Genomic DNA, 26,296 nt, shown 5'->3' with positions numbered 1-26,296 from the left:
CTCATTGCGCGCAGCTTACATGCAGATCGGGCCGCGCGTCAAGCCGAAAGAAGCGCCCGCATGAGCAACCGACCACTGCGCATTGGCATCCTGGGCGCCGCGCCCATTGCCGTCACCGCGCTCATTCGCCCGGCGCGGGCCGTGCCGGAAGTCGAAGTCGCCGCCGTCGCCGCGCGCGACCCGGCCCGCGCCCGCGATTTTGCAGCGCGCCACGGCATCCCGCAGGTGCACGCCTCCTATGCCGCGCTGCTGGCCGGCCCCGCGATCGACGCGGTGTACATCCCGCTGCCAAACAGCCTGCATGCGCCGTGGGCGATTCGCGCGCTCGAAGCTGGCAAGCACGTGCTGTGCGAAAAACCGCTCGCCGCCAACGCCCACGACGCCGAGCGGATGGCGCGGGTGGCAGCAAGCAGCGGGCGCGTGCTGGCCGAAGCCTTCCACTACCGCCACCATCCGCTGGCGGCGCGCTTGCAGGCCATCATCGCGGGCGGCGAGCTTGGGCGCGTGCTGCATATCCGCACCGAGTTCAGCGTGCCGCTGCTTCAGCCGCGCAGCATCCAGTTTCGCTACGAACTGGGCGGCGGCGCGGGCATGGACGTGGGCTGCTATGCGATCAATCTGCTGCGCCTGCTGGCCGGCGACGAGCCACACGTCCTGCACGCCAGCGCGCGCTGCATTCGCCCACAGGCCGATCGCCTGATGACGGCGGAGTTCGCCCTCGCCGGCGGCGCAAGCGCCACCATGGCATGCGCGCTCCTGTCGGCACGGCTGCTCCGCGCCAGTGCGGCGGTGTATGGCACTGCGGGCGAACTGCACGTCACCATGCCGTTTCTGCCGCACTACTTCCACAGCCTCACGGTTACTGGCGCGGGCGTCACCCGCCGCGAGCAGATCAGCGGCGCGAGCACGTATATCTATCAGCTGCGCGCCTTTGCCGCCGCCGTGCGCGATGGCGTGCCGATCATCACCACGCCCGCCGATGCAATTGCCAACATGCGCGTGGTGGATGCGTGCTACACAGCGGCGGGCCTCGCGCTGCGCCAGAGCGCCCAACTCGACTGCTAAAGAAGTGCTGTTGGGCCACAGAGCGCACCGAGGGCACAGAGGTTGGCTGTCTTGTTCGATCATGCTATGTCCACTATGTCTCAATCGTTCTACCAGGCCTAGAAAATTCATCAACCAAAATTATCATCATCTGTGTAATCTGCGGCATCTGTGGATTTTTACTGATTAGACATGGTTTCAGGCAGACCAAGCCAGCTTTACAGTCTTTCCCTGCCTGCTGACAGACAAACTCCCTAGTGGTATGGTTGAAGGGCCAACCACAACCAATCACTAGGGAGAACCCAATGGGTCGCACACATCCTAGCACGCCCGAGATGCGTGCACAATCCGCAGCGCTGCTGCTGGCACATCAAGGCGAGTATGGTATCGTGACACGCCTCAGCCGCATACATCACGTCTCGCGCCCGACCTTGTATGCTTGGCGCGAGCACGCCCGACGCGCCATCACGGCTGCCTTTTCGCCGCCGTCTGCTCACGCGCCTGCCCGCTCCAGCGCTCGCCACATTCTGACGCTGTGGATCGCGCATGCCTCTCAGCGTGGCATTCAAGCCGCGACCCAGGAATTGCTCGGACAGGGCCTCAGTTTGCCCACCATCGTCGCAGTCCTGCACCAGGCTCAGCAGCGCGCTCTGACCTGGATGCACACGCACCTTCCTTCTTCCACTCGCGCCTTGGCGCTCGACGAAATCTTTCCCGCTCACGGTCGAGCCGCCTATCTGAACGTGGTCGATGTGCACAGCGGCGCAGTTTGGGCCTCTGAAGGACCGCTGGCGGTCGATACCGAGAGTTGGACCTTGCTGTTGTGGAGCTTGCAGGAGCGTGGCCTGCGATGGGAGCGGGTTGTGATGGACGATGGCGCACCCATGCACAGTGCCTGCCAGCACGTCACGCCCGATGTGCTGGTGCAACTCGACCACTGGCATCTGTTCCAAGCCTGCTCGCTGGTGCAGGCTCGCCTGCAGCGCCGCCTGAGCCAGATGCACGCGCGTACAGCGGCAGTTGAGCGCCAAGCTGCCTGCCTCGAGCTTGGGACACGTCAGCGCGGTCGGCCGACCAAGCGCACGCTTGAGAGCCACAGCCAGGAATTGGCGGCAGCGACCGATGGTGTCGCTGCGCTGGCCTATTTGACCGACGAGTTGCATCGATTGCTGGCGGTGGTGGTGGTCGGGCGCAAGCGGTTGCTGAGCTTGGCCGAGCGGCAAGACGAACTGGACGCGCTGCTGAGCTTGTTGGACGAATTGGCAGAAAGCAGCGCGGGAGAGCAGCAGGCCGAACTGGGGCGCCTGGCGCGCCGCATTCGGAGGCAAATGCCAAAGCTGCTGAGTTTTGGTGCCCAGGTGCAGCAGGTGCAGCAGGAGCTGAGTGGAGTGCTGGCAGCCGAGCGGCAAGCGCTGCTGGGATGGGCTTGGCTGAGGCGGAAGGAATTGGCGTGGACCGATGCGGAGGTGATAGCGGCGGTGCCAGTGGACTGGCGTGCGGCGGCGCGAGTGCTGCTGACAGCCTGGCAGGAGGCGGTGCAGGTTTCGAGCGCGGTGGAGCGGTGGCATAGCATCCTGCGCCCACATCTGGCGGTGCGGCGAAGGCTGACAAACGGTATGCTGGCGTTGCTGGCAGTTTGGCACAACCATCGTGTGTTTACTCGTGGGAAGCATAAAGGTCAGAGCCCGCTGCATCTGAGCGGGATGCGCGATGCGCCGACTGACTGGCTGGTGGCATTAGGCTATCCACCAGCCAGCACGGAGCATTCACCAGCGCATCTGATGCCTGAGTGGACGCTGGCCGCCTAATCACAAACTGTAAAGTACCTACAAACCATGTCTTAGCGAAACAAAAAAGCGCCGGGCGGAAGCATTTCCACCCGGCGCTTTTCTACATCCGCAAACACATCCGCCGAGCCACAGAGTCGACAAAGATGAGTAAATTGATCGCTCAAATCTCAGTGTTCTCGGTGTTCTCTGTGGCCCAATAGCGCTACACGCTGCTCCGTTACTATTTCTCGCCCACGGCCTTTGGTGGGATGGTCTTCAGGTACAGGTACATCGCGCGCAGCTCGTCGTCGGAAAGCAGGCCGATGTACTTGTAAGGCATAAACGCGTTGAGCTGCTTGCCAGCCGGGTTCGTGCCGGTGCGCATCGTCGCAATGAAATCCGCGTCGGTCCAGCCGTTCAGCTCGCTTTGCGGGGTCAGGTTCGCGGCCGGCGGCGCATCGGGTGGCGCGCCCGTCATCGGCCCGCCCGAAAGCGCGGTGTTGTGGCAGTCGGCGCAGCCACCAATGGTAATCAGATACTTGCCGTGCTGCGGGGTCGCGCCGGGCGCAACCGCCGCTGGCGCGGGCGCGCTGTGGTCGATACTCTCGGCTGGCAGCGCGTCGATCTGGCCGGCTACAAACAGCGCGCGGCCCAGCAGCTGCACATCGCTGCTGCCCGGCTCGTTGTCCACTGGCGGCACGCTCTTCACATACGCGATAATCGCGCCCAGGTCGTCGCCGCTCAGGTGGTTATAGTTCTGCGAGGGCATAATCAGCAGCGGGCGGCCTTCAGGCGTCACGCCGTGGCGAATAGCCCGCACCCAGTCGGCGTCGGTGAAGCTTGCGCCAATGCCGCCCTTGCCCGCCGTCAGGTTGGCCGACACCGCGCGCACAATGCCGGGGGCGTTCAGAAACTCGCGCCCGGCCAGGTTCGCGCCGTGGCAATCCACGCACTGCCCGATCGTCGTCACCAGATACCTGCCGCGCTCCAGGCTGGCCGCGTCGCTTGGGATCGCAACCTGCTCGTCGGCGATCTGGTAGGTTTTATTCAACCGCATGCTGCTGGCCACGTACACGCCAATGCCCGCCACCACCAGCAGCGCCACCAGCACACCCAGGCCAATGCCAATTCCTCGTAGTATACGCACGCCTTGCTCCTCGGTTGATGCAAAAAGATTCTAAGGAGAAAATCGAACCAATCGCCAGGTTTGGATGAGTCGCCGCATGCCCCGCTGAAACCCACGCTCTGCGCTCATCAGCATGCACGACGCGCAACCGAGAAGCATGGTTACCGTTCTGCGGCACAATCAGCCTTTGGGCGGAGCCAGGGCCATCTCACTGTAGGAATTGGAACGAGATCTATCCACAGATAACGCAGGTAACAGGTGCATAATCTGCGCAATCTGCGTAATCTGTGGATGATTTTTGGAACTTTGGCATGGCCCTGGGGGCGGAGCTTGACACACCGACGCAGGAATGCTAGTATGCAGGCGATCCTGATCTCGTAGCTCAATTGGATAGAGCGTCAGCCTCCGGAGCTGAAGGTTGTGGGTTCGAGCCCCGCCGAGATCGCCACATTTCCCCAAAGCACACAAACGCGCCGGGCGAGCAATCGCCACGGCGTTTTTCTTTCCCACTCATCCAGCAACCGCCCTCTCCGCGCATTCTTTCGCAAAGCACACGTGTGGAGGAAAGCATGGCCTTTGCAGCGCCGCCAATCACATCGCGCACCAGCATTCGTGATTTCATCCAAACGCTCGACCCGGTCGCCGACCACCAGCAGATCTGCTTCCTCAGCACCTGCTACGATTTCCCGTGGGACTACACCCGCGCGCTGGAGTTTGCGCTGTTTCGCACCTTTGGCGTCGCCAAGGGCACGCCACTGCTGGAGCGCACAGGCGAGTTCGTCGAGCGCACCCGCAAGCGCTACGACGACACCGTGCTCATCCTGGGCGAACTGCTCGAACACGGCTACGACAGCCCGCGCGGCCGGGCGGCGCTGCGCCGCATGAACCAGCAGCACGGGCGCTACCCCATCCCCAACGACGAGTACCTGTATACGCTCTCGACCTTTGTGTTCGAGCCGATGCGCTGGATCGACCGCTTTGGCTGGCGCGCCTACACCGCGCACGAGCGCACAGCGACCTTCACCTACTGGATGCAGATCGGCACGCGCATGAACATTCGCGACCTGCCAGCCACGCTGGAAGAGTTCGAGGCGTTCAATATGGCCTTCGAGCGCGCAAACTTCCGCTACACGCCGCCAAACGAGCGCATCGCCAGCGCCACGCGCGATTTGCTGCTTGGCATGTACCTGCCGCGCCCGCTCTGGCCGCTGGGCAAGCCACTCGTCGCCGCGCTGATCGACGAGCCGCTTCTGCGCGCGGTTGGCTTCCCATCGCCACCAGCCTGGCTGCGGCGCATAGCCAGCAGCGCCCTTCGCCTGAAAGCCCGCGCCCAGCGCGCCCTGCCACCCCGCCGCGCGCCCTACCTCTTCACTCAGGCGCACTACCCCAGCTACCCGCGCGGCTACGCCATCGACGAGCTTGGCGCCGACCGGCCGGCGCAAGCAGGCGGAAGCAGGTAGGACGGTTCAACTGGCGCGCGCAAACGCGCTGCCTGCACACATTGCAGGCAGCGCGCTTATGCACCGCAGATTTTAGGCTCTTCATCCGCCCGCTACACTACTAATCTGCACCTAACGCTTGCTCAAGCGGCTTGCAGAAAGTTTCAAACTCAACGATAAGGTGTGACCACCAGTCACGCTCGGAGTCGGTCTGCCGATCGCGCACCAGCACAATCAGCGAGCTAACCGCCTCGTGCCAGCCTGCCTGCGCCTTATCGTAAAAAGCCGACTGGCCAATTTCGTGCAGTATTTTAGCGCCCATAATCTCGCTGCTTGCGTCGTTGACCATGCGCAACAGCCTCGCAATAACATAGCCGCGCAATTCGCTGTCGGCCGTGAGTGCGGCGATCTCAACCAGCGAACGCGCCGCGCCAATTTGCGCCCAGGCGTAGCGCTCGTTGGTGAGCGCTTCGAACAGGAAGTCAACGGCCATGCGTGTGTCGGTGCGGCCCAGGGCATGGACCACGCGCGAGCGAATGGTGCTCGCGCGCCAATCGCTGTACTGGCAGGCTGCGCAGGCATCGTAGTAGGCGCGCAGCTGGCGCACATCCATGTCGCTCAGGCGGTAACGACGAAGCACATTCGCAGCCGTCCAGCCCAGCACCGCTTCTTGCCGCACAATTTGCCGCAAGTCGTGCTCGCTCACTGCCAGCTTGTCAAAGCGAAGAAAGATCTCGTGCCACTCTGGGAACCAGGCTTCGCGGGTTAAAAATTTTGCCTCGGCCTGCACCTGCTTTTGTACCAACACACGCAGTTCGTCTATGCTGCCGGCCTGGGTGTACGGCGCGGCCATGGTTTGCGGGAAGAGCGCCAGTACCTCCTTCGCGCGCACACGCGTCTGGCGCACTGCGTCAAACAGCTTCTCGGCCACCAGCGCCATCACAGCGAACTGAATTTCCTGCGAATGGCGCCCACCGCCGCTGCGCACCGCCTTGGCAATACACGTCAGCGCCGCCGCCCAGTTCCAGTTATGCACACGCTGAATAAATGTATCGCACTGCGCTTCATCCTGCAGCAGCTCCAGCGTCATCGCCAGGGCGTCAAACGAGTTTGACTCGAAGCTCACCACATCCAGCGTTGCCGGCGTCCACTCCGTTGTATGCTGGGCCAGGTAGCGCGCTACCAGGTAATCGTGCTTGAGCGGATGATCAAAGCGAACCTCGCGCTCACGGCTGGCGTCGTCGGCGCGTTTCTCGCTGCCCTCCGGCATCAGCTCCACAACGCCTTCGTCAATCAGCTTCTGAAACACTTTTTCACCAACGATGCCCGTGAAGCGCCCGGTTTTGAATTTGTAGCTGTGGTGATCCTGGTAAGCAGTAAAAGCTGCGTGTGCCAAAAGATCAAGTGTATCGACGTCGAAGCCAAGCTCTTCAAAAAAGCTTTTGAGCGCCTCGGCCGCCGACACCAGCGTGATGGTATTGTGATCGAGTGCGTAGGCCAGAAAGTACGGTGTTTGCAACAGGCGCTTGTCGTTCTCACTCAATTGAGTGTAGGTGGCGTCGATCCCATACCCCTGAAGCTGCTGAAACACGACCTGGGGCGCAAGCTGTTCGAGCCGCATCTGCTGCCATTGCTGGTTAATCACATCGCGCGGCGTAATCCGATCCGAAACAAGCACGCGCGCGCTCAGCCCGCGCCGTGTAACATACGACGTCAGCCGCTTCAAAATCAGGTTGGTCAGATCTTCGCCATACAGTTCATTCAGTCCATCGGCCATCACAAGGATCATGCCGCTGCGCAGGTCCATGGCATGGTCGCCCAGCTTTTTGAGGTCGGCTGGGCTAAGCGGCACAATCGAGGCCCCCAGCAGCGGCTCGATATACTGCTCGGGTTCGGCATCCTCAGCAATTGCCTCGCCAGCGCGGAGCAGCATTTCTGCATTCAGCTCGCGCAGCTGCAAGAAAATCGGCACAATATTGCTGTATTCATCCTGCACCAGAATATTCGCCAGCCGCCGCATGCAGGTGCTTTTCCCACTGCCGGCCGCGCCGCGCAGGATGATCATGCGCGAGGTTTGGATGCGTGCAATCAATTGCTCCAGGGGAATGCCTGGAGGAGCAGCGCCTTCATTGTGGGTGGCGCTCTGGCGCACGGTAAGCGGAAACACGTATTTCGCGGCAGTGAGCTGGCCAAGTGCGCCAACAAATTGCTGCTGATAGGCATCGATCAGCGCGTCGTGCTGCTCGCCCGGCTCGGGCCTGCCAGCCTTGCGAATAATCTGGATCAGCGCGTTGGGATCAGTCACGCCTTCAATGGTGATGTCGATCCTGTTCCCGTTGATCACATCGCCGCCGACTTTATCGCCGCCAACCTTATCAGCGCCAACCTTATCTCCGGCGATCGCATCGCCTACGCTGCCGGTATGCGCGGCGAGCTGCTGCTGCATCTGCTGAAGTTCCGCCAGCAAGTGCGCGATCCGTGGGTCGGCCACCAGCAGGGCCAGCAATTCCTCATTGCTCATCCGGCCGTTGTCGTAGCGCGCCGCCTGATCGACAAGGTGCGCAGCGTCGCTTTCCAGCTTGGAAGGCAGCACCTCTGCCAGTCGGGCTTTCAACGTTTCGGCGATGGTTTTGCCTGTCGGCCCGTCAGATGCGGCCATACAGCCCTCCCGTGTGTGTGGGCGTGCGAGCGCCTGTAGTTGCTACTCTATTGAACGACGCTGATGTATTAATTATCGATAGATTTTGAATAGATCTTTAGGGAATATCTCCGTATCGCCTGCGCAGGGCGCATTACATCCGCCGAACGGGTTCGCCCCACCAAACGCTTGAACTGACCGCAATTGCTTGAAATATATGCCCCATTTTTGCAGTGAGCTTCGTTTGATAATTGAATAGATCATGCGCTGCGGCGACGCTGAAGCGAGGCCAGCGTGAACTACCTTGACCTGATAATTGAGGCCTGGGAAGATGCCACGAACGGCACGCCAGCCGGCGAGACGCCAGGCTATTTTCTGCGCATGCTTAGCTCGCCCGCCGGCGAAATGCGAATTGGTGAGCGCGTGCCCTTCGCCATCGACCGCCGCCAGCTGCGCGATCAGCTCCAGCTGCTCGAGCGCCGCGCCCTTGATCGCGCCGGGATGATCGCGCTGGGGCGGCAGCTTGCCGGCTGGCTGCTCCCTGCGGGCGGTAGCGCTGGCGCGCCCGGTGTGCGCGAGCTGTTTCTGCGCAGCCTCGCCAAAGCCGGCCCCGACACGGGGCTGCGGCTGCGTTTGCGTCTCCCGCCTGCCCTGGCCGAACTTCCGTGGGAATACATTTACCTCGACCAGCCCGGCGGTGGCGAGGGCATGGATGGCTTTCTGGCGCTGAACCCGCGCATCGCAATCGTGCGCCACGAGGCGCTGCCCCAGGAAGTTCCTGCCATTCAACCCGGCACAAGCCAGGCGCTGAAGATCGTCGCCGCGCTGGCCGCCCCGCCGGACATGCCGCGCCTCGATCTGGCGCAGGAGCGCCGCGACCTCGAGCAGGCGTTGCAAGGCCAGGCTGCCCTTCGCCCGGTATTTATCGAACAGGCCACGCTCGATCAGCTTCTGGCAGCCATACCCGGCGCGGGAGTGTTTCATTTTGCCGGCCACGGCGAGTTCGCGCTCGAAATGGGCGAGCGCCCGCGCACATACATTGGCAGTGGCACGCTGGCACTTGCCGACCGGCGCGTTTCGGCCGAAGAGCTGGCCATGAACCTGCAGGGAAATGGCGTGCGCCTGGCCGTGCTGGCTGGCTGCGAAACTGGCCGGCGCGGCGGCATCAATGTGTGGGGCGGCATTGCGCCAACCCTGATTAAATGCGCAATCCCCGCCGTCGTTGCGAACCAGTTCAGCATCAGCGATACCTGCGCGATTGCATTCAGCCGACACTTCTACCAGGCATTGGCCGGCGGCCTGCCTATTGAGCGCGCCGTCGCAGCCGGGCGGCTGGCTGCCTACAATGCCGACCCGGCCGGGCGCGACTGGGGCGTTGCGGTGCTCTACATGCGCGCGGCAGACGGCACGCTTTTCGCTGGCGCGGGCAGCGCCGCCCAGCGCGATCAGGCGCGCAGTGCGACCGAGCAGGCGATTGAACGTTGGCTGGAGCGCGTGGGCGCGGGCGACCGGGTGTTTGGCGACACGATCGGCGGCGACAAAATTGGCGGCGACACGATCACGATTGGCGATATTCGTGATAGCAGCGGGATCGCAATTGGCCGTGGCGCAAGCGCAGCGATTGGCGAGGCAACGCCTTTCGCCACACTGTTTCACGAGCTGCGAACGCAGATCGACGCGCTGCCCGAAGACCCTGCTGCCGACCGTGCCGAGCTGCACGCCTTTGTGCAGCGCATCGAACACGAGCTGGCGAATGGCCCAGCTGCCAACCCAAGCAAGATCGAACGCTGGTTGAGCAGCCTGGCCGAAATCGCGCCGCCGCTTGCGCGCACGCTTGCAAGGGCCCTGCGTTCCGCCCCCGCGCCACTCAGCGCCGAAATTCAGCGCATCGCTGCGCAATTCGGCTAAATCGTGCATTCCCTTTGGCAGGCATATACACGCAAGCGTTGAAGGAGGCACAACCAATGAGCGACAACACCAACGGCGACATTGTGTTTGGTGACAAAGTGGCCGGCGACAAGGTGCTGGGCGACAAAATCACGGTTGGCGATATCACCAACAGCACTGGGGTCGCAATCGGCCGAAACGCCCGCGCACAGGTTCATAGCGGGCTCGACGCTACCAGCGCCGCCGAGCTGTTTCGGGCAATCTACGCGCGCATCGACGCGCGGCCCGCCGACCCGAATGTTGACAAGGACGAAATAACCCAGACCGTGCAGCAGATCGAGCACGAAGCAGGAGCGGGCGACAGCGCCAATGAAAGCAAGCTTGGGCGCTGGCTGAAAGCCCTGGCAGGCATGGCCCCCGATATTTTCGACGTGACGATTGCCGCGCTGGCAAGCCCAGCCGCCGGCTTCGGCATGGTCGCAAAAAAGATCGCCGAGCGCGCCAAAGCCGGGCAGCCCAACAGCACCGATAACGCTGCTTCGGTATAATATCCGCCAGCAGCCGCCCCCTGCAGAGAAAAGGAAACAGCCATGCCCTTCGACCTGGCAACCTGGCGCGCAGAGACGCAGCAGATCGTCACGGATATTGCGCGCGACCCGCAGGCCGCCCTGGCCCGCGCCGGCACAAACACGCTCTATGGCATGCTGCTTGGCAGCACCATTCTGCCCGCCGTTGCCGCCTATGCCGCCGACCCCAACGGCGCGCTGGTGGCGCTGATGGGCGTGGCCGGCGGCCTGGGCGCAAACCTGATTGCCAACCTGGTGCAGCGCAAGTACGACGACGCAAACGCGCTTGCACTCGCCACGCAGGAGGCGCAGCAGGGCGCGCTTGCGCCGCTCTACCAGAAGCTGGCCGAAGAGCTGGGCGTTGTTCCGCTGGCCGAGCGCGCGCTGGCCGACGCCGGACAGACCGAAGCGCTGGAACAATTGCGCGAGGAGATCAGGCGCATGAGTGCGCCCAGCCGCACGCACAACCTCTCAATCGGCCAGAATGCGCAGGTAGGCACTGCGATTGCGGGCGATGTGCATGGCAATATCACAAACACGCAGCAGTCGGGCGGGGTGAACTTCGGCAGCGGCAACACAATTAAGAAGATGGGCGATGTGGTGGCGGGGGATAAAGTTGCCGGCGACAAAGTACAGGGCGACAAGGTGGTGCACTACGGCGCGCCCAAGCCCGCCGACACCGGCCCCGAGCACACGCGCGGGCAGATCGACGTGCTGACGCGCCGCCTGCGCGTGCTTGAGCAGCAGGCCGCGATCTTTGGCTACAACGTGCGCCCCGAGGTGTCGATGGAGATCGATGATATTCGCCTGCAGATCGCGCAACTGCAGGAATTGCTGGGCAAATAGGCAAAATCCTCTGCTCGGGCGGGGAAAAGAGAACGTAAAAAAGGTGGCCTGCTCATAATGAGCAGGCCACCTTTTTTACGTTCTGTCGCGTGCCTTACCAGCGATTGCTGGAGCGGCCGGACGACTGGCGCTGCTGCTGGAAGCAATCCGAGCAGTAGACGGGCTTGTCGCCGCGTGGCACGAACGGCACCAGGGCCTCCTTGCCACACGAGGCGCAGGTTGCGCTGTGCATTTCGCGCTCGCCGCCGCGGCTGCCGTAGCTGTCGCGGTCGCCATAGCCGCCGCCGTAGCTGTCGCGGCTGCCGTAGCCACCGCTGCGGCCACCGCCGCTGGCCTTGCGCTGCTGCCGGCAGGCCGGGCAGCGCGTCGGCTCGTTCGTGAAGCCCTTCTGTGCGTAAAATTCCTGCTCGCCCGCTGTGAAGACGAAGTCCATCCCACAGTCGCGACACACCAGCGTCTTGTCTGCGTAACTCATCGTTCGCATACTCCTTTAATGTGATGAATAAACATTGCCCAAGAGCTTGGAAAACGATGAGCGGGGGAATGTGCGCCTGGAGGCAGGCCAGATCTGAAGCATATCGTGGGTACCAAACTTTCTTAAGACCGGCAGATTATAGCACAGAATATTGCAAATAGCAAGCACATTCTGTGAATGCGCGGGCGCGCCTCATCTTTCCTCATTCACACCACTTACGCGGTCGCCTCTTCGGCGGGAGGCTTGGGGGGCGTCAGCCCTCCAAAGATATTTTCTTTTGCGGCTCTCCGCCACATTCGTGGCGGAGAGCCGCAAAAAAGGATTCTTTCGAGGCGACAAGCCGCCCCGCCCCCACCACGAAGAACACCAGAGCGAACGCAAGCGACATGAGCGAGTGCAATCACACGCGAAGTTTTCGGGCAACCAAAAGCCGCGTTGCGCATCGCAATTCCCAAACCCTCACCCCCAACTCCTAACCCCTGCGCATTCACGCGCACTACGCATCACTAAGCTGCGCAGCCAGCGCGCCCGCTTCATTCACTGGCAGCTGGCAGGCATAGTTATGGCAGACATACGCCGTCGCCCGTTCGCCGATCTGCGCGCGCCCTTCCAGCAGTGGCGACTCAAATGCCGCGCCGCCCGGCTCACTTTGCACCACCACTTTGTTCGGGCGGAAGGGCTGGAAGATCACCGCGCACAGGGCTTGCATGTCTGGTGCGGCGGGCGTGCCAACCAGCGCGATTTCGTGCGGCGCGGCCAGCGCAAACTCGGCGGCGGCCAGGTAGCGCCCGAAGCCGGTTGGGTAGCGCGCCAAAAAGGTCGAGAGGCTGCCCAGAATCGTGTCGGCGCGCGCGCGGTAGCTCGGCTCGTCGAAGATGATTGCCAGGCGCAGCAGCACCTCGGCGGCAGCGGAATTGCCCGACGGCGTGGCGTTATCGCCGGTGTCGCGCGGGCGCACCACCAGCGCCTCGTGGTCGGCGGCAGTGTCGTAGAAGCCGCCAATCGCGTCGTCCCAGAAGCGCGCCAGCATCTCATCGGCCAGCGCGCGCGATGCCACGAGCCAGCGCGGCTCGAATGTGGCCTCATAGAGCGCCAGCAATCCATCCGCCAGCAGCGCGTAGTCATCCAGAAAAGCGGGCACGTTGCCGGCGCGGCCATCTTTCCAGGCGCGCAGCAGCTTGCCGTCGGCGGTGCGCAGCTCGCGCAGCAGGAATTCGGCATTCTGCTCAGCCACCGCCCGGTAGTCGTCGCGGCCGAGCGCGCGCGCGGCGTGGGCAAATGCCCGCAGCGCCATGCCGTTCCAGGCCGTCAGCACCTTTTCGTCGCGGCCGGGCTTGATGCGCCGCTCGCGCGCCTCGAACAGCAGCTGCCGCCCACGCGCCAGCGCCGCCTCGATCCGCTCGACCGGCATGCCCGTCACCCGCGCAACCTCGGCGGGCTGGCGCGGCAGGTGCAAAATATTCTTGCCCTCGAAATTGCCGCGCTCGGTCACGTCGTACACCTGCCCGAACAGCAGCGCATCGCCGCGCAGGATCTCGCGCAGCTCGGCGGGCGTCCACACAAAGAACTTGCCTTCCTCGCCCTCGCTGTCGGCGTCCTGCGTGGAGTAGAAGCCGCCGTCGGGGTGGCGCATTTCGCGCACCATGTAGTCAAGCGTTTCTTCGGCAATGCGGCGGTAGAACGGCTCGCCCGTGGCCTGAAACATCTCGGTGTACACGCGCGCCAGCAGCGCGTTGTCGTACAGCATCTTCTCGAAGTGCGGCACCAGCCAGCGCTCATCGACACTGTAGCGATGAAAGCCGCCGCCAAGCTGGTCGTACATGCCGCCTTCGGCCATGCCGTGGAGGCTTTTGTGCAGCATGTCCCAGGCCAGCGGCGTGCCGGTGCGCTGGGCATAGCGCAGCAGAAACTCGTAGGTCATTGGTTGGGGGAACTTGGGCGCGCCACCAAAACCGCCGTAGGTCGGCTCGAACTGGCCGTGCAGCACGGCATAGGCTTCGTCGAAGACCTGCGGGCCAATACGCCCTTCCAGTAACTTTGCGCTGCTGGCCTGCCGCATCTGTTCGACTAGCTCGCTGCCGGCTTGCAGCAGTTCGTCGCGGCGGTTGCGGTAGGCGTCGGCAACGCTGAATAATACCTGGGTGAAGGCGGGCATCTGGTAGCGCGGCGTGGGCGGGAAGTAGGTGCCGCCGTAGAACGGCACGCCTTCGGAGGTCAGGAACATGGTCATGGGCCAGCCGCCGCCGCCAGTCATGGCCTGCACCGCCGTCATGTAAATGCTGTCGATATCGGGGCGCTCTTCGCGGTCGACTTTGATGTTGACGAAGTTGTCGTTCATCACCTGCGCAGTCGCTTCGTCCTCAAACGACTCGTGCGCCATGACGTGGCACCAGTGGCAGGCGGCGTAGCCCACGCTCAGCAGCACGGGTTTGTTTTCGGCGCGTGCGCGGGCAAAGGCTTCCTCGCCCCATTCGTACCAGTCCACCGGGTTGTGGGCGTGCTGCAGCAGGTAGGGGCTGGTGGCGTGGATCAGGCGATTGGTATGCTGGGGCGCGGCTTCGCTGTGCATTGGGTTTTCTCCTCCTCAGTAGGGCTCCATCATACCACGGGCGGCGCAGGATTTACGATTGACGATTTGCGATTGACGATTGGGACGAACGGCGAAGGACGAACGAGTATTTCACCGCAAAGAGCGCGGAGAGTTGAATGTTTGCATGTTCAAAAATTGCAGGTTCCTGCCAATCACAACCTGCAACTTGCAACCCTGAAACAGTCGTATGCAATACGCCCCGGCGGCAACCTGCCAACCTGCAACTTGCAACCCTGAAACAGGCGTATGCAATACGCCCCGGCGACAACCTGCAACCCGCAACTTGCAACCCTGAAACAGGCGTATGCAATACGCCCCGGCGACAACCTGCAACCCGCAACCTGCCAACCTGCGACCTGCTAACCTGCAACCTGCAACTCGTCGACTCACCAGTTCGTATACGAGCCGTCGGGGCGGCGGAACTGCGGGATCGGCGCGCTGTGAGTGTCGATCTCCAGCAGCATGTCTGCGCCGGCCGGGTCGAACTCGACGCCGAGGCCGGGGCGCGCGGCCGGCCACAGCTTGCCGTCGCGGAAGTCGCAGCCCTGCGGGAGGTGCGGCGGGCGCGCAGGCGCAGGGCCGGCGATCTCCATCAGCGCGGGCGTGGCCTGCGAGGCCAGCACATGCACCAGCGCGGCCAGCGCAATCGGCCCGGTGAAGTGCGGGATCATGCCAATGTAGTGCGTTTCACACAGCGCGGCGATCTTCAGCCACTCGGTGATGCCGCCCACATTCGGCAGGGTTATGCGCGTGTAGTCGATCAGGTGCCGCTCGATCAGCTCGTTCACCTCCCAGCGGTCGCCGAAATGCTCGCCCACTGCCAGCGGCACGCGCACCTGCTGGCGCAGCATCGCCAGCGCGCCGGGGTTTTCCGAGCGCAGCGGGTCTTCCACAAACAGCGGGTTCAGCTCGGCAATCAGCTCGCACAGCCGCACCGCGTCGGCCATGTCGAGGCGCGTGTGGAAGTCGATCGACCAGTCGCCATCGGGGCCGCAGCCGGCGCGCACCTCGCGGCAGTTCGCGGCTGTTGTATCAACCATGCGCCGCACGTCGAACACGCGATCGCCCGGATCGGCCACGGCGGTGCGGAAGGAGCGAAAGCCAGCGGCCAGGCAGGCGCGCGCGGTGTCGGCCAGGTTGCCCTGCCAGGGGTATCCCGTCGAGTAGCACTCCACGTAGTCGCGCGTCAGGCCGCCTAGCAGCTCGTACACCGGCACGCCCAGGCGCTTGCCCTGAATGTCCCACAGCGCCAGATCGAGCGCGCCAAGCGCGTGGAGCTTTTCGCGGCCGGGCGGGTAGAAAAAGCCGCGATACATCACCTGCCAGAGGTGCTGAATGCGGCCTGGGTCTTCGCCAATCAGCATCGCCGCGCACTGCGCCAGCATCTCGGGCGAGCCGCCTTCGCCCACGCCAGTGATGCCGGCATCGGTTTCGACCGTCACGACCATGTCGGCCTGGTTGAAGGTGGGGTTGAAGCGCTGGGGGCGGTAGGCGCGAATGCGCGTGATCTGCACGGTGCTCTCACTTTCGTTGTGGCGCGCGTTGCGCAAGAACATTGCCGCGCCATCATACCACAGCGCGCCCGCGCCACGCGGCGAGGTATCTCCACACGATCTTCATTATGGCTTCACAGTGATGCGCTATGCTGCCGCCATCAGCCAGGATGTTTTCAGATTGTGTGGCAGCGCGCACGGATCGCCGTGTGCCTGAAACAGAAGGATCGTGCGCATGCAAACAGAACGACGCCCGAGTCGCGCCGTGTGGGGCATTGTTATTCTGCTGGCCGCAATTGGCGTGGCCGTGGCGGTGCGCCGCACTGTGCAGCTGCTGCCAATTCTGCTGAATGGCTACACCGCGCCCGCGCCCGCCGCCAACCCGGTTGCGGCGCAGTTCGCCGCGCTCGACGGCTTGTTTGCGCGCTACCCGGCGCTGACACTCATTCACATTCTGCCAGGAATAGTGTTCATGGTGCTGGGGCCGATCCAGCTCAGCGCGGGCATTCGCAAGCGCAACCGCCAGCTGCATCGCGTGCTGGGACGAGTGTATGTGGCCTGCGCGGCGATTATTGGCGTGACGGCGCTGGTGATGAGTGTGGGAATGCCGGCGATTGGCGGAACCCTCCAGGCCGCCGCCACGACGATCTTCTCAATTTACTTCCTGTTTGCGCTGGGCCGCGCTTTCTGGCACATCCGCCACCGCGAGATCGCCGCGCACCGCGTATGGATGATCCGCGCCTTCGCGACTGGTCTGGCGGTCGCTACCATCAGGCCAATCATTGGGCTGTTTTTCGCCACCAGCGGGCTGTCGGGCCTTGCGCCGGGGCAGTTCTTTGGCATTGCCTTCTGGATCGGCTTTCTGCTGCATGTGCTGGTGGCCGAGCTGTGGCTGCGCCGCACTGCCCCGCACGCGGTTCGCGCGCTGGCGTGAGCGGCGACCGTGTTTTTACCGCAAAGAGCGCAAAGCGTTGCAGGCTGGAAGGTTTGCAGGTTGCAGGTTGCAGCGCCCTGCCGACTGCAATCTGCTTTCAGCGACCTGGACCCAAGGATGCCCCGCAGCGTCAGCCGCGTATCGAAGGGCCAGGGCCATGCCAAAGTCCCAAAATTCATCCACAGATTACGCAGATTATAGTTCCCATATCTGTGTAATCTGCGTAATCTGTGGATAGATCTGGTCCCCAGTCCAACTTTGACATGCCCTGATCGAAGGGCGGCAATTGAAGACAGACGAGTGTATTTCACTCGTACTCCGTGCTCTCTGTGTTCTCTGTGGCTCAACTCATGTGCATTGTGATTCAGATCGCCCGAACTTCGGCGAGCCGCTTCTTTGAGTAGTCGTCGTCCCAACAGACGGCGGCTTCCCACGCGGCCGAGGCTTGCGCGGCGATGTCGTGCGCTTCGGCGTCGAAACCGGCGGCATTGTAGGGCAGCACCAGGTCGAGGTCGGGAACATCGGCGTGCGCCTCGTCCCAGTCGATCAGGGCGACACGATCTGCGGTGATGCGGACGTTGCGCGGGTTGGGGTCGCCATGAACGACACATGTCTCGCGCCCAGCCAGCCGCGCCCACGCGGCCCGGCAGCGCGCAACGGCCTCGGGCGGCATCGCGCCGAGGTCGATCTTCGTCCCGGTGTCGGCGTGCAAGAGGTCGGTCGAGGAGCGCCAGCCGGGGCGTTGCGGCCACCCCGCCGTGAGCTGATGCAGCTGGCGGAGTGTGCTGGCCACGCGCCGCCAGTCGGCCTCGGTCTCGGGCGAGCCGCCTTCGACGTAGGTCATCACCACCACGCCCTCGGCAAACAGGCGGCCATCCCGCGTGGGGATCGGCACCGGCACGGCCAGACCGGCGCGGTCGAGATGCACAAGCAGCCCGGTTTCCCACGCGAGGTCGGCATCGCTGCGGGTGCCGCGACGAGCGACCGCAAGCTGCCCGTTGACGCGCACGCTCCACACGTCGTTAGCCACGCCGCCAGCAAGCCGCTCAATCCGAGCGACGTCGTCGCCCCATTGCTCAAGTGTTTCCCATCCCAAGGGCATTTCCTTCTCTGCGCACTGTTTCAGCCAGGAACATGGCGCAGACTCGCCGCGGGTGAAACGCAGTTATACCACAGGTGGGTGGGGCACAGGCCAGCTCAGCACTTGCCGTGGAGTTGGCAACGGTAGCACAAAGCCATGAAACGCGCAACTGGCACTCATTTCTCTGGAAAATACATTTCCTTGCACTCAGATTTTAGGAAGCGAAGGCTGTTTTGCTTCAATCTGGCGGTCAGATGAATTTTCTGGAAGCTTGCCCGCTGTAAAAAGAATGTTTTTTCCAGAGTACTCGTAGGCAGGTGTTGCGTCAAGCCGTGTGGGCACTGCGTCAAGCTCTGCGGAGGCTGCGTCAGGCTCTGTGGGCACTGCGTCAAGCCGTGTGGGCACTGCGTCAAGCTCTGCGAAGGCTGTGTCAGGCTCTGTGGGCACTGCGTCAAGCTGTGCGAAGGCTGCGTCAGGCCGTGCGAAGGCTGTGTCAGGCTGTGCGAAGGCTGCGTCAGGCTCTGCGAAGGCTGCGTCAGGCTCTGCGAAGGCTGCGTCAGGCTGTGTGGAGGCTGCGCACAAGGTATACACCCTTCATCCCCAGCCCCTTCTCCCACCAGGCGCGAAGGGGGTAAGGTCGTTTCCTTTCTCTTGTAGCTCAAGGGGTGCAAAAAAACCCCCTCTCCCGCGCCTGAGAGAGGGGGTTAGGAAGTGAGGGCGCAACGCGCTACGGTCGCCGCGCCACTGGCACCAGCACGCGCGCCGCGCCAGCAGTGGTGCTGGCGCTCACCGGGGCGGAAAAACCGCTGGCGCGGCCCATCGCATCGAGCGCGGCAACGCTGATTTGCCAGTTGCCCGCGCTTGGCAGCAGCAGCGTGGCGCTGTTCCCACGGCTCAGGTCGAGCGTGCCGAGGGTGAGGCCATTTTGCTGGTAGCGCAGCCGGTAGCCCGCCAGGTCGGGTTCGGCGTTTTCGTTCCAGCGCAATGTCACGGTTGCGCCCGCACTGCCCAGCACCGCCAGCCCGCCGGGCGCGGCCGGCGCGTTGTAGGCAATTGCGCCCTGTGCGGCGATAAAGCCGCCATCGGTGGAGGCGCTGGTCATGCAGTTGGTGCCGCCGCCAAACAGCACCGCCAGCACGCCCGAGTCGTAGGCGTCGCGCGGGTGGCTGAACAGGTAGGCAGCGCGGTTGTCCTGGTAGTGCGTGCAGGTGTTGTCGAGGTTCATGTTCCCGGCCGGCACCTGCCAGAGCATCAGGCGCTTGTGCGCAGCAGCGGCAAGCGCATTTTCCCACAGCACGGCGCGGGTTGGGCGCGGCAGGCTGCGGTTCGTTGTGTCCCACCAAGGGCGCTGCCCGCTGCCCGAGTCGCGGTCGCTCCATTCCACAAACAGCAGGTCGGCGCGGTCGCCGCCCATGGCCTGGAGAAAGGCGGCGGTGCTGCGCGCCAGGCCCGGCACCTCGGCCGGCGCAACAATATTCGGGTCGCGGTTGGTCGACCATTTGCTGGCTTGCAGCGCCACCAGCGCGTTTGGCGCGGTGCTGTGGATCACGTCCACCACGCGCTGGCCGAAGCCGGCGAGGTTGTTGGCGTAGCCGGGCACGTTCAGCGCCACCGGGTACGAACTGGGGTTGTCGGGATTGGCGGCGTTGCTGCTGTATTTGTTCTGCTGCATAAAACCGTAGAAATCGGGGTCGATGTGGAAGATCACCGGCTTGCTGCCTTTGGCCTCGGTCGCCGCCATCTGTAACGCGGCCAGGTAGTTGCTCACCGAGCCGGCGTTCTGGAGCTTCTGGGCGTAGCAGCCTGGGCTTTCGCCGCAGGTGGTGGGCAGGCCCAGAATGAGGTAGGCCGACACAACCGGGATGTAGCCCTTGCCCCAGGCTTGCGCAGTGAAGCGCCCAACGAAATTACCGCCCCAGTGGCCGGGGTCGCTGTACCATTCGTAGGTGATGTACTGGTAGACGTAGTCCCACGGCACGCCGCTGTTCACCTGCCAGTCCTGGCCGGGCGTGTTGCTCCACTCGTTTGTGCCCCAGCCCAGCCGGCGCGGCAGGCCGGCAGGAATTGCGCCGTCGGTGGGGGCCAGAATGGCGAACGCGCCAAGCGGCAGGCTGTTGCTGTGGCCAGCTTTGTCGCGCGCAGTAACCAGCAGGCTCGTTTCGGCGCTCGCGGTGCCGGGCGCAATCGTGATCGCCGCGCCATACACGCCGTCGCCGGCTGCGCCATCGTTGCTGCGGCCGTCGTCGCGCAGCGCCACGGTGCCGCGCGCCAGCGCCGTGGCATCGACGCTGACGCTCGCGATGTCGGCGAGGCCCTGCGGGTCGGCCACGCTGGCGCGCACCACAAGGGCGGTTGTGCCATCGGCGGGGGCGGCGCGGGGCAGCAGCACGCCATTCGTGAGCGTCGGCCCGTCGGGGCTTTCGTCGCTCGCCAGCGCAATATCGTCTACGTAGAAAGTTGGCTGCGCGCCGCCTGTACTATCCTGCCAGGTCAGGCCAACAATCGTGCTATTGGCAGCGCCCAGGCTCGCCAGCGAAATATCGATCTGCGACCACGCATTTGCGGCGGGCGCGGGCACGGCCACCGCTGGGCCGTGGCTGTTGTTGCCGTCGCTGGCGCGTGTGGCGAAGAGGTTCATCTTCTGGCCGCCCGCCGTGCCGCCGTGGATGAAAAAGCGTAGCTTGGTGAAGCCAGCAGTGGCAAGGCCGGGGTGGTGCAGGTACAAACCCTGCCAGGCCGCATAGGTGACGGCGATGCTCTTGCTGCCAGCGTGGACCGGCGCAGTGGCTCCCAGGTTCACCGTCGCCCACGAATAATTTTCCCAGCTGGCGGCCAGCCCGTCGTCGTACACGACCTGGCTGGCGGCGAACACGCTCGCGCGCGGCACCAGGGCACATGCCCCAAACAGCGCCAGCAGCAGCCCAACCCGATATATTCGCAGAAACATAGCGCCCTTTCTGATGACGATCTGGCACGACGGCGCGAACGCTCGGCCTTATTGTACGCCCGCACGCCCGGCCCGAAGCTTACGATATCGTCACAGCAGCGGGCAAGGCCATGCCAAAGTCTCAAAACTCATCCGCAGATTACGCAGATGGCGCAGATTTGAAGCCTATAATCTGCGCAACCTGCGTAATCTGTGGATAGATCTCGTTCGTATTCCATGTTTGACACAGCCCTGATTAGCGGGCGGCTATGCTATACTTGCGCCGTTTCGCGGGCTGTGTTGGAGAAAACGCTATGGCCGACCCTCGCATCATTATTGTTGGCGGCGGCGCGGCTGGCCTGTCGGCGGCGGGCGCGCTGAAGCGGCGCGGCCTCGATGCCCTGGTGCTCGATGCGCGCCGGCGCGTGGGCGATGTCTGGGCCGAGCGCTACGACCGTCTGCATCTGCACACGGTCTACTCCAGCCTGGCGCACCTGCCGCTGCCGCGCGGCCTGCCCAAATACCCCTCGAAAGACGACTACGCGGCCCACCTGCGCGCCTACGCCCGCCACTTCGATCTGCGGGTTGTTACGGGCTGCGCGGTGCAGCACATTCGCCCGGCTGGCACAGCCAGCGCGCCCGCGTGGCAGGCCGAAAGCAGCTGCGGCACCTGGCGCAGCCCGGTCGTCATCATCGCCACCGGTCAGTATAGCGAGCCGGTCATTCCGCCCTGGCCCGGCCGCGACGAATTTGCCGGCACGCTCATCCATTCTTCGGCCTACCGCAACGGCGCGCCATTCGCGGGCCAGCGCGTGCTGGTGGTGGGCATTGGCAACAGTGGCGCAGAAATCGCCACCGACCTGGCCGAACACGGCGCGCAGGTTGCCATCAGCGTGCGCACGCCCCCGCCAATCGTTCCGCGCGATGTCGTTGGCATGCCCGCGCAGCGTTCCAGCATCGTGCTCTCGCGCTTGCCGCCGCGCGCCGCCGACGCGATTGTGCGCACGCTCAGCCGCCTTGCCCTGGGCGACCTGACGCGCCACGGCTTGCCGCAGCCGGCCTGGTGGCCCTACAGCGCCGGGCAGGTTCCCGTGCTCGACGTGGGCTTTGCGGCGGCGCTGCGGCGCGGCGCGATTGCTGTGCGGCCAGGCGTGGCCCGCCTCGGCGCCGGCGGGGCCGAGTTTGCGGATGGCCGCGCCGAACCCTTCGACGCGATTGTGGCGGCGACGGGCTTTCGCAGCGGGTTGGAGCGCATTCTCACGCTGCCCGGCGCGCTCGACCACAGCGGCGAACCACGCTTCGCCTCGGGCGAAACTACTGCCTATCCCGGCTTGTTCTTCATGGGTTTCACGCACAGCCTGCTGGGGCACCTGCGCGAAGCCAACCACGACTCGCGCCGCCTTGCGCGCACGATCGAGCGCTACCTGGCTGGGTAAACCGCTGCATGCCTGCGCACACGTTGCACCTCGCAATAGAGAAATTTGACACAATCACTGCGCAGTAGTATGATCCACTCATTAACTGACCGACCGGTCGGTAACCTTAAAGTACATTGGTGAAAAATGCAAGATATGAACGCAAACGCGCGCAATCGTATGCTTGGGCTGCTGTTTCTGGGCGTACTCATGGCCGCGCTCGATATCGCGATTGTTGGCCCGGCGCTGCCCGCCATTCGCACCGCCTTTGGCGTCAGCGAGCGCGCCACCGCTTGGGTGTTTACGATCTATGTGCTGCTGAATCTGGTGGGCACGCCACTTATGGCCAAGCTTTCCGATTCTTTTGGCCGTCGCTCGATCTACGTGCTCAGTGTGGCGCTGTTCGCGGCTGGCTCGCTGCTGGTGGCGGTCGCGCCGAGTTTTGGCGTGCTGCTCGTTGGCCGCGCAATCCAGGGCCTGGGCGCGGGTGGCATTTTTCCCGTTGCCAGCGCCGTGATTGGCGACACCTTCCCGCCCGAAAAGCGCGGCAGCGCGCTGGGCCTGATCGGCGCGGTGTTCGGCATCGCCTTTCTGATCGGCCCGATCATTGGCGGGCTGCTGCTGCTGGTTGGCTGGCAATGGCTGTTTCTGGTGAACCTGCCGCTGGCCGCGCTGGTGATTGCGCTGAGTCTGCGGCTCCTGCCCTCTGCGCGCCCACCCGAGCAGCGCCCATTCGACCTGAGCGGCATGCTGGTGCTGAGCGCAATGCTTGCCGCGCTGGCCTACGGCCTGAATCATATCGATACGGCCCGCGCCGCGCAAAGCCTTGCTTCGCTGAATGTCTGGCCCTTCCTGCTGCTCGCCATCGTGCTGGTGCCGGCGCTCTGGCGCATCGAGCGTGCCGCGCCCGATCCCATCCTGCGCACCAGCCTGTTTGCGCGCCGCCAGATTGCGCTGACAGCGGCGCTGGCTGCCGGCGCGGGCCTGGCCGAAGCCACGATTGTTTTTGTTCCCGAGCTGGTAGTTGCGGCGTTCAAGGTCAGCGAATCGCGCGCGAGCTTTATGCTGCTGCCAATTGTGCTGGCGATGGCGGTGGGCTCGCCGGCCTCGGGGCGCGTGCTCGACCGCGCCGGCTCGCGGGTGGTGGTGCTGGCGGGCAGCGGTCTGGTGGCGCTGGGCACGCTGCTGCTCAGCATATTTGCCACATCGCTGGTCATGTTCTATGTTTCGACGGTGCTGTTTGGGTTGGGGCTGGCGGTGCTGCTGGGCGCGGCGCTGCGCTACATTCTGCTGAACGAGGCGCCGCCCAGCGAGCGAGCGTCGGCGCAGGCGATCCTGACGATCTTTACCAGTGTTGGGCAGCTGGTGGGCGGCGCGCTGGCCGGCGCAATTGCCGGGTCGCGGGGCGGCGGCGTGGGCGGCTACACGGCATCATTCCTGATCATTGGGCTGGTGATGGTGGTGCTGACGCTGGCCGCGCTGGGCTTGAAAGGCCGCGCCGCCGAGCTGGCCCAGATCGCGCACAGCGCGCCCGAGCGCGGCGAAACGCGCCGCCCGGCCCAGGTATGATACGCACCTGCCACACTCCGAGCGAAAAGGCACAGCCATGACCACCGACATTGCGCTGCGCGAGCGTATCCTGGCCGAATCAACGCGCCTGTTCGTTGCGGCGGGTTATAACGGCATATCAATGCGCGAAATCGCCGAAGCGGTTGGCGTGTCGAAGGCTGGGCTGTACTACCACTTTCGCGACAAAGAAGACCTGTTTGTGGCGATTCTGGACGATAGCCTGGCCCGCGTGGCGGGAGCGGTCGCGGCGGCGCGGGCGGTGCCCGCCGGCATTCGCCCGCAGCTTGCGGCGCTGGTGCGCGCCTTGTTCGCCCAGCCGCCCGAGCAGCGCGCACTCATTCGTCTGGCCGGTCAGGAAATGGCGCACCTCAGCCCCAGCGTGCGCGCTGAGTTTGGCCGCCGCTACCATCAGCAATTCATCGGCCAGCTTGCCGGGCTGCTCGAAGACGCCATGGCGCGCGGCGAGCTGCGCCAGCAGGACGCGCAAACGCTGACCTGGCTGCTGCTCGGCATGATGTACCCTTTCTTCTCCAGCGACGCCGCGCGCGACCAGCCCGCCGCCGAGCAGCTGGTTGCGCAAATACTCGCGCTCTTCTTTGGCGGCGCGGCGGCCTAGCCCCAATATCTTTCACATAGCCACAAAGACTCAAAGACGCCAAGGTTCATAGCTTCCTAACGCCCTCCGTGCCTCCGTGCCTCTGTGGTAAAAGTTCCTGGCTTCTTTATGTGAATGGTACTGGGACTAAGCCCCACCCAACGACCGAGCCACAATCACCGCGATACCAGCGCCGCCAGCGCCTCGCCGCGCGCCACTTTCACCGACTCGCCGCCGCGCCGCTTCAGCTCCACCTGATCGGCAGCGATCAGACGGTCGCTCACCAGCAGGCGCGTCGGCAAGCCAATCAGGTCGGCGTCGTTGAACTTCACGCCCGCCGACTCGTCGCGGTCGTCGTAGAGCACGCGCACGCCGGCCGCGTTCAGCTCGGCATACAGCAGGTCGGCGGCGGCGCGGGTGGCATCGCCCTTGCCCAGGCGCACCAGATGCGCGTCGAACGGCGCAACCTCGGCCGGCCAGGCAATGCCGGCTTCGTCGTGGTGCTGCTCGACGATCACCTGCAGCAGGCGCTCCACGCCAATGCCGTAGGAGCCCATCACCACCGGGCGCGAGCTGCCATCCTGCGCAAGGAACTGCGCGCCCAGCGCCACAGTGAAGCGCGTGCCAAGCTTGAAAATATGCCCGAGCTCAATGCCGCGCTCGAACGCGAGCGGCCCGCCGCAGCGCACGCACGCGTCGCCCGCGCGCGCCGTCGCGATGTCGGCCACCTGCGTGGCCCGCCAGTCGCGGCCATACACCACATCGCGCAGGTGGTAGCCCGCGCGGTTCGCGCCCGCCACCAGCGGGCCAGCCGCCACCACCGACGAGTCGGCGATCACAAACACGCCCGCGCCGCCATCATTCGCCTGCACGGCCAGCCCCACCGGCGAGGCATAGCCCGCCACCGCACCCGCAGCGGCGATCTGCTCGGCCGTTGCCGGCACCAGCGCCGAAACGCCAGCGGCGGCGCGCAGCTTCAGCTCGTTCACCTCCAGGTCGCCGCGAATCACCGCAAACACCAGCCCGCGCTCGGGCGCGCTGAAAAACACCGCCTTGGCCGTCGCCGCCTCGGGCACGCCCATAAACGCCGCCAGCTCGGCAATCGTTTTGCAGTCGGGCGTGGCAACTTCGGCCATGGCCGCGGCGTCGGTTGGGGTTGCTTCCGCGCGGCGCACGGCAGCAACCTCCAGATTCGCGGCATAGCCACAGTTCGGGCAGATCGCCAGCGTGTCCTCGCCGTTGGGCGAAAGCGCCATATACTCGCGCGGCTCGCGCCCGCCCATCTCGCCCGCGCTGGCTTCCACCGCTACATAGCGCAGCCCGCAGCGCGCAAAAATGCGCTCGAAGGCTACGGCCACGCGTTCGTACACCACATCCAGCCCGGCGTCGTCGGCGTCGAGCGAATAGGCGTCGAGCATGGTGAACTCGCGCATGCGCATCATGCCACCCTTCGCGCGCAGCTCGTCGCGGTATTTTGTGTGGATCTGGTAGATCAGCGCCGGCAGCTGGCGGTACGATGTCACCTCGCGACGCGTCAGGTCGGCCACCGCTTCCTCGTGCGTTGGCGCAAGAATCAACGCGCGCTCCGAGCGGTCGAGCAGGCGCAGCATGGCCGGGCCATATTCGCCATAGCGCCCGCTTTGCTCCCACGGCCCGGAAGATTGCACGATTGGCGTGCGGAATTCCTGCCCGTCGATGGCCGCCATTTCTTCGTGCATTATTGCTTCGATGCGGCGGGCCACGCGCATGCCCAGCGGCAGAAGCGCATAGCCGCCGGCCAGCAGCGCGCGCGCCAGGCCAGCACGCAGCACCAGCTGGTGCGCGGCATTTTCGGCCTCGGCCGGGGCATCGCGCAGCGTTCGCCCAAACAAAGTTGAAAGTCGCATAGTTTCCTCTCAGTGTG

18 protein-coding genes and 1 tRNA gene are annotated in these 26,296 nt (G+C 64.4%); 11 read left to right on the top strand and 8 right to left on the bottom strand.

Going from position 1 to position 26,296, the window contains the following annotated elements; all coding sequences use genetic code 11:
* The first annotated feature begins 60 nt into the window (after window positions 1-60).
* Together M1P90_RS00965 and M1P90_RS00960 are read left to right on the top strand one after the other, a co-directional pair.
* Window positions 61-1,065: a Gfo/Idh/MocA family protein gene (locus M1P90_RS00965; protein WP_483700764.1), complete on the top strand. Its 1,005-nt coding sequence runs from the start codon at window positions 61-63 to the stop codon at window positions 1,063-1,065.
* Window positions 1,066-1,349: 284 nt separating this feature from the next.
* The gene (locus M1P90_RS00960) at window positions 1,350-2,852 is read left to right on the top strand and encodes a hypothetical protein (protein ID WP_483698632.1); all 1,503 of its coding nucleotides are present in this window, start codon (window positions 1,350-1,352) and stop codon (window positions 2,850-2,852) included.
* 202 nt (window positions 2,853-3,054) lie between these two features.
* Here the strand turns inward: M1P90_RS00960 and M1P90_RS00955 are convergent, their stop codons facing one another.
* The gene (locus tag M1P90_RS00955; protein ID WP_483700763.1) at window positions 3,055-3,960 is read right to left on the bottom strand and encodes a c-type cytochrome; all 906 of its coding nucleotides are present in this window, start codon (window positions 3,958-3,960) and stop codon (window positions 3,055-3,057) included.
* Window positions 3,961-4,310: 350 nt separating this feature from the next.
* Here M1P90_RS00955 and M1P90_RS00950 point away from each other — a divergent pair.
* Window positions 4,311-4,387, top strand: a tRNA-Arg gene (locus M1P90_RS00950).
* Between the two features lie 121 nt (window positions 4,388-4,508).
* Window positions 4,509-5,399 carry an oxygenase MpaB family protein gene (locus tag M1P90_RS00945; protein WP_483700762.1) on the top strand — a complete coding sequence of 297 codons (891 nt, stop codon included), beginning with the start codon at window positions 4,509-4,511 and terminating at the stop codon, window positions 5,397-5,399.
* A gap of 100 nt (window positions 5,400-5,499) precedes the next feature.
* Here M1P90_RS00945 and M1P90_RS00940 read toward each other — a convergent pair whose 3' ends face one another.
* Window positions 5,500-8,037, bottom strand: a complete 2,538-nt coding sequence (locus tag M1P90_RS00940) for an NACHT domain-containing protein (RefSeq protein ID WP_483700761.1) — start codon at window positions 8,035-8,037, stop codon at window positions 5,500-5,502.
* A gap of 273 nt (window positions 8,038-8,310) precedes the next feature.
* On the opposite strand from M1P90_RS00940, the gene M1P90_RS00935 reads away from it, so the two are divergent.
* The 3 genes from M1P90_RS00935 to M1P90_RS00925 are packed head-to-tail and all read left to right on the top strand — an operon-like array spanning window position 8,311 to window position 11,315.
* Window positions 8,311-9,924, top strand: coding sequence for a CHAT domain-containing protein (locus M1P90_RS00935; protein ID WP_483700760.1), 1,614 nt, complete (start codon window positions 8,311-8,313; stop codon window positions 9,922-9,924).
* Between the two features lie 56 nt (window positions 9,925-9,980).
* Window positions 9,981-10,451 carry a hypothetical protein gene (locus M1P90_RS00930; protein ID WP_483700759.1) on the top strand — a complete coding sequence of 157 codons (471 nt, stop codon included), beginning with the start codon at window positions 9,981-9,983 and terminating at the stop codon, window positions 10,449-10,451.
* 42 nt (window positions 10,452-10,493) lie between these two features.
* Entirely contained in the window at window positions 10,494-11,315 is an 822-nt protein-coding gene (locus tag M1P90_RS00925; RefSeq protein WP_483700758.1) for a hypothetical protein, read from the top strand.
* A gap of 94 nt (window positions 11,316-11,409) precedes the next feature.
* On the opposite strand, the gene M1P90_RS00920 is transcribed toward M1P90_RS00925, so the two are convergent.
* The 3 genes from M1P90_RS00920 to M1P90_RS00910 all read right to left on the bottom strand — a co-directional run bounded on the left by M1P90_RS00920 (window position 11,410) and on the right by M1P90_RS00910 (window position 15,936).
* Entirely contained in the window at window positions 11,410-11,790 is a 381-nt protein-coding gene (locus M1P90_RS00920; RefSeq protein WP_483700757.1) for a zinc-ribbon domain containing protein, read from the bottom strand.
* A 496-nt stretch (window positions 11,791-12,286) separates the two neighbouring features.
* Window positions 12,287-14,359: a thioredoxin domain-containing protein gene (locus M1P90_RS00915; RefSeq protein WP_483700756.1), complete on the bottom strand. Its 2,073-nt coding sequence runs from the start codon at window positions 14,357-14,359 to the stop codon at window positions 12,287-12,289.
* Between the two features lie 407 nt (window positions 14,360-14,766).
* Entirely contained in the window at window positions 14,767-15,936 is a 1,170-nt protein-coding gene (locus tag M1P90_RS00910; RefSeq protein ID WP_483700754.1) for a mandelate racemase/muconate lactonizing enzyme family protein, read from the bottom strand.
* 172 nt (window positions 15,937-16,108) lie between these two features.
* Between M1P90_RS00910 and M1P90_RS00905 the strand changes: the two genes are divergently transcribed.
* The gene (locus M1P90_RS00905; protein WP_483700752.1) at window positions 16,109-16,807 is read left to right on the top strand and encodes a DUF2306 domain-containing protein; all 699 of its coding nucleotides are present in this window, start codon (window positions 16,109-16,111) and stop codon (window positions 16,805-16,807) included.
* Window positions 16,808-17,171: 364 nt separating this feature from the next.
* On the opposite strand, the gene M1P90_RS00900 is transcribed toward M1P90_RS00905, so the two are convergent.
* Window positions 17,172-17,903: a phosphotransferase enzyme family protein gene (locus tag M1P90_RS00900; protein ID WP_483700751.1), complete on the bottom strand. Its 732-nt coding sequence runs from the start codon at window positions 17,901-17,903 to the stop codon at window positions 17,172-17,174.
* Window positions 17,904-18,615: 712 nt separating this feature from the next.
* Window positions 18,616-20,835, bottom strand: coding sequence for a choice-of-anchor X domain-containing protein (locus M1P90_RS00895; RefSeq protein WP_483700750.1), 2,220 nt, complete (start codon window positions 20,833-20,835; stop codon window positions 18,616-18,618).
* A gap of 293 nt (window positions 20,836-21,128) precedes the next feature.
* On the opposite strand from M1P90_RS00895, the gene M1P90_RS00890 reads away from it, so the two are divergent.
* The 3 genes from M1P90_RS00890 (at window position 21,129) to M1P90_RS00880 (ending at window position 24,414) form a co-directional block, all read left to right on the top strand.
* Window positions 21,129-22,250: a flavin-containing monooxygenase gene (locus M1P90_RS00890; protein ID WP_483700748.1), complete on the top strand. Its 1,122-nt coding sequence runs from the start codon at window positions 21,129-21,131 to the stop codon at window positions 22,248-22,250.
* Window positions 22,251-22,385: 135 nt separating this feature from the next.
* The gene (locus M1P90_RS00885; RefSeq protein ID WP_483700746.1) at window positions 22,386-23,798 is read left to right on the top strand and encodes an MFS transporter; all 1,413 of its coding nucleotides are present in this window, start codon (window positions 22,386-22,388) and stop codon (window positions 23,796-23,798) included.
* A 37-nt stretch (window positions 23,799-23,835) separates the two neighbouring features.
* Window positions 23,836-24,414, top strand: a complete 579-nt coding sequence (locus M1P90_RS00880) for a TetR/AcrR family transcriptional regulator (protein WP_483700744.1) — start codon at window positions 23,836-23,838, stop codon at window positions 24,412-24,414.
* 155 nt (window positions 24,415-24,569) lie between these two features.
* On the opposite strand, the gene M1P90_RS00875 is transcribed toward M1P90_RS00880, so the two are convergent.
* A complete protein-coding gene (locus tag M1P90_RS00875) occupies window positions 24,570-26,279 on the bottom strand; it encodes a proline--tRNA ligase (RefSeq protein WP_483700742.1) in 1,710 nt (569 codons plus the stop codon).
* Window positions 26,280-26,296: the final 17 nt, after the last annotated feature.

Source organism: Kouleothrix sp. 19917 (genome assembly GCF_057073505.1).
The sequence above is the reverse complement of the archived record's forward strand: the minus strand, read 5'-3'. Positions and strand labels throughout refer to the sequence as shown.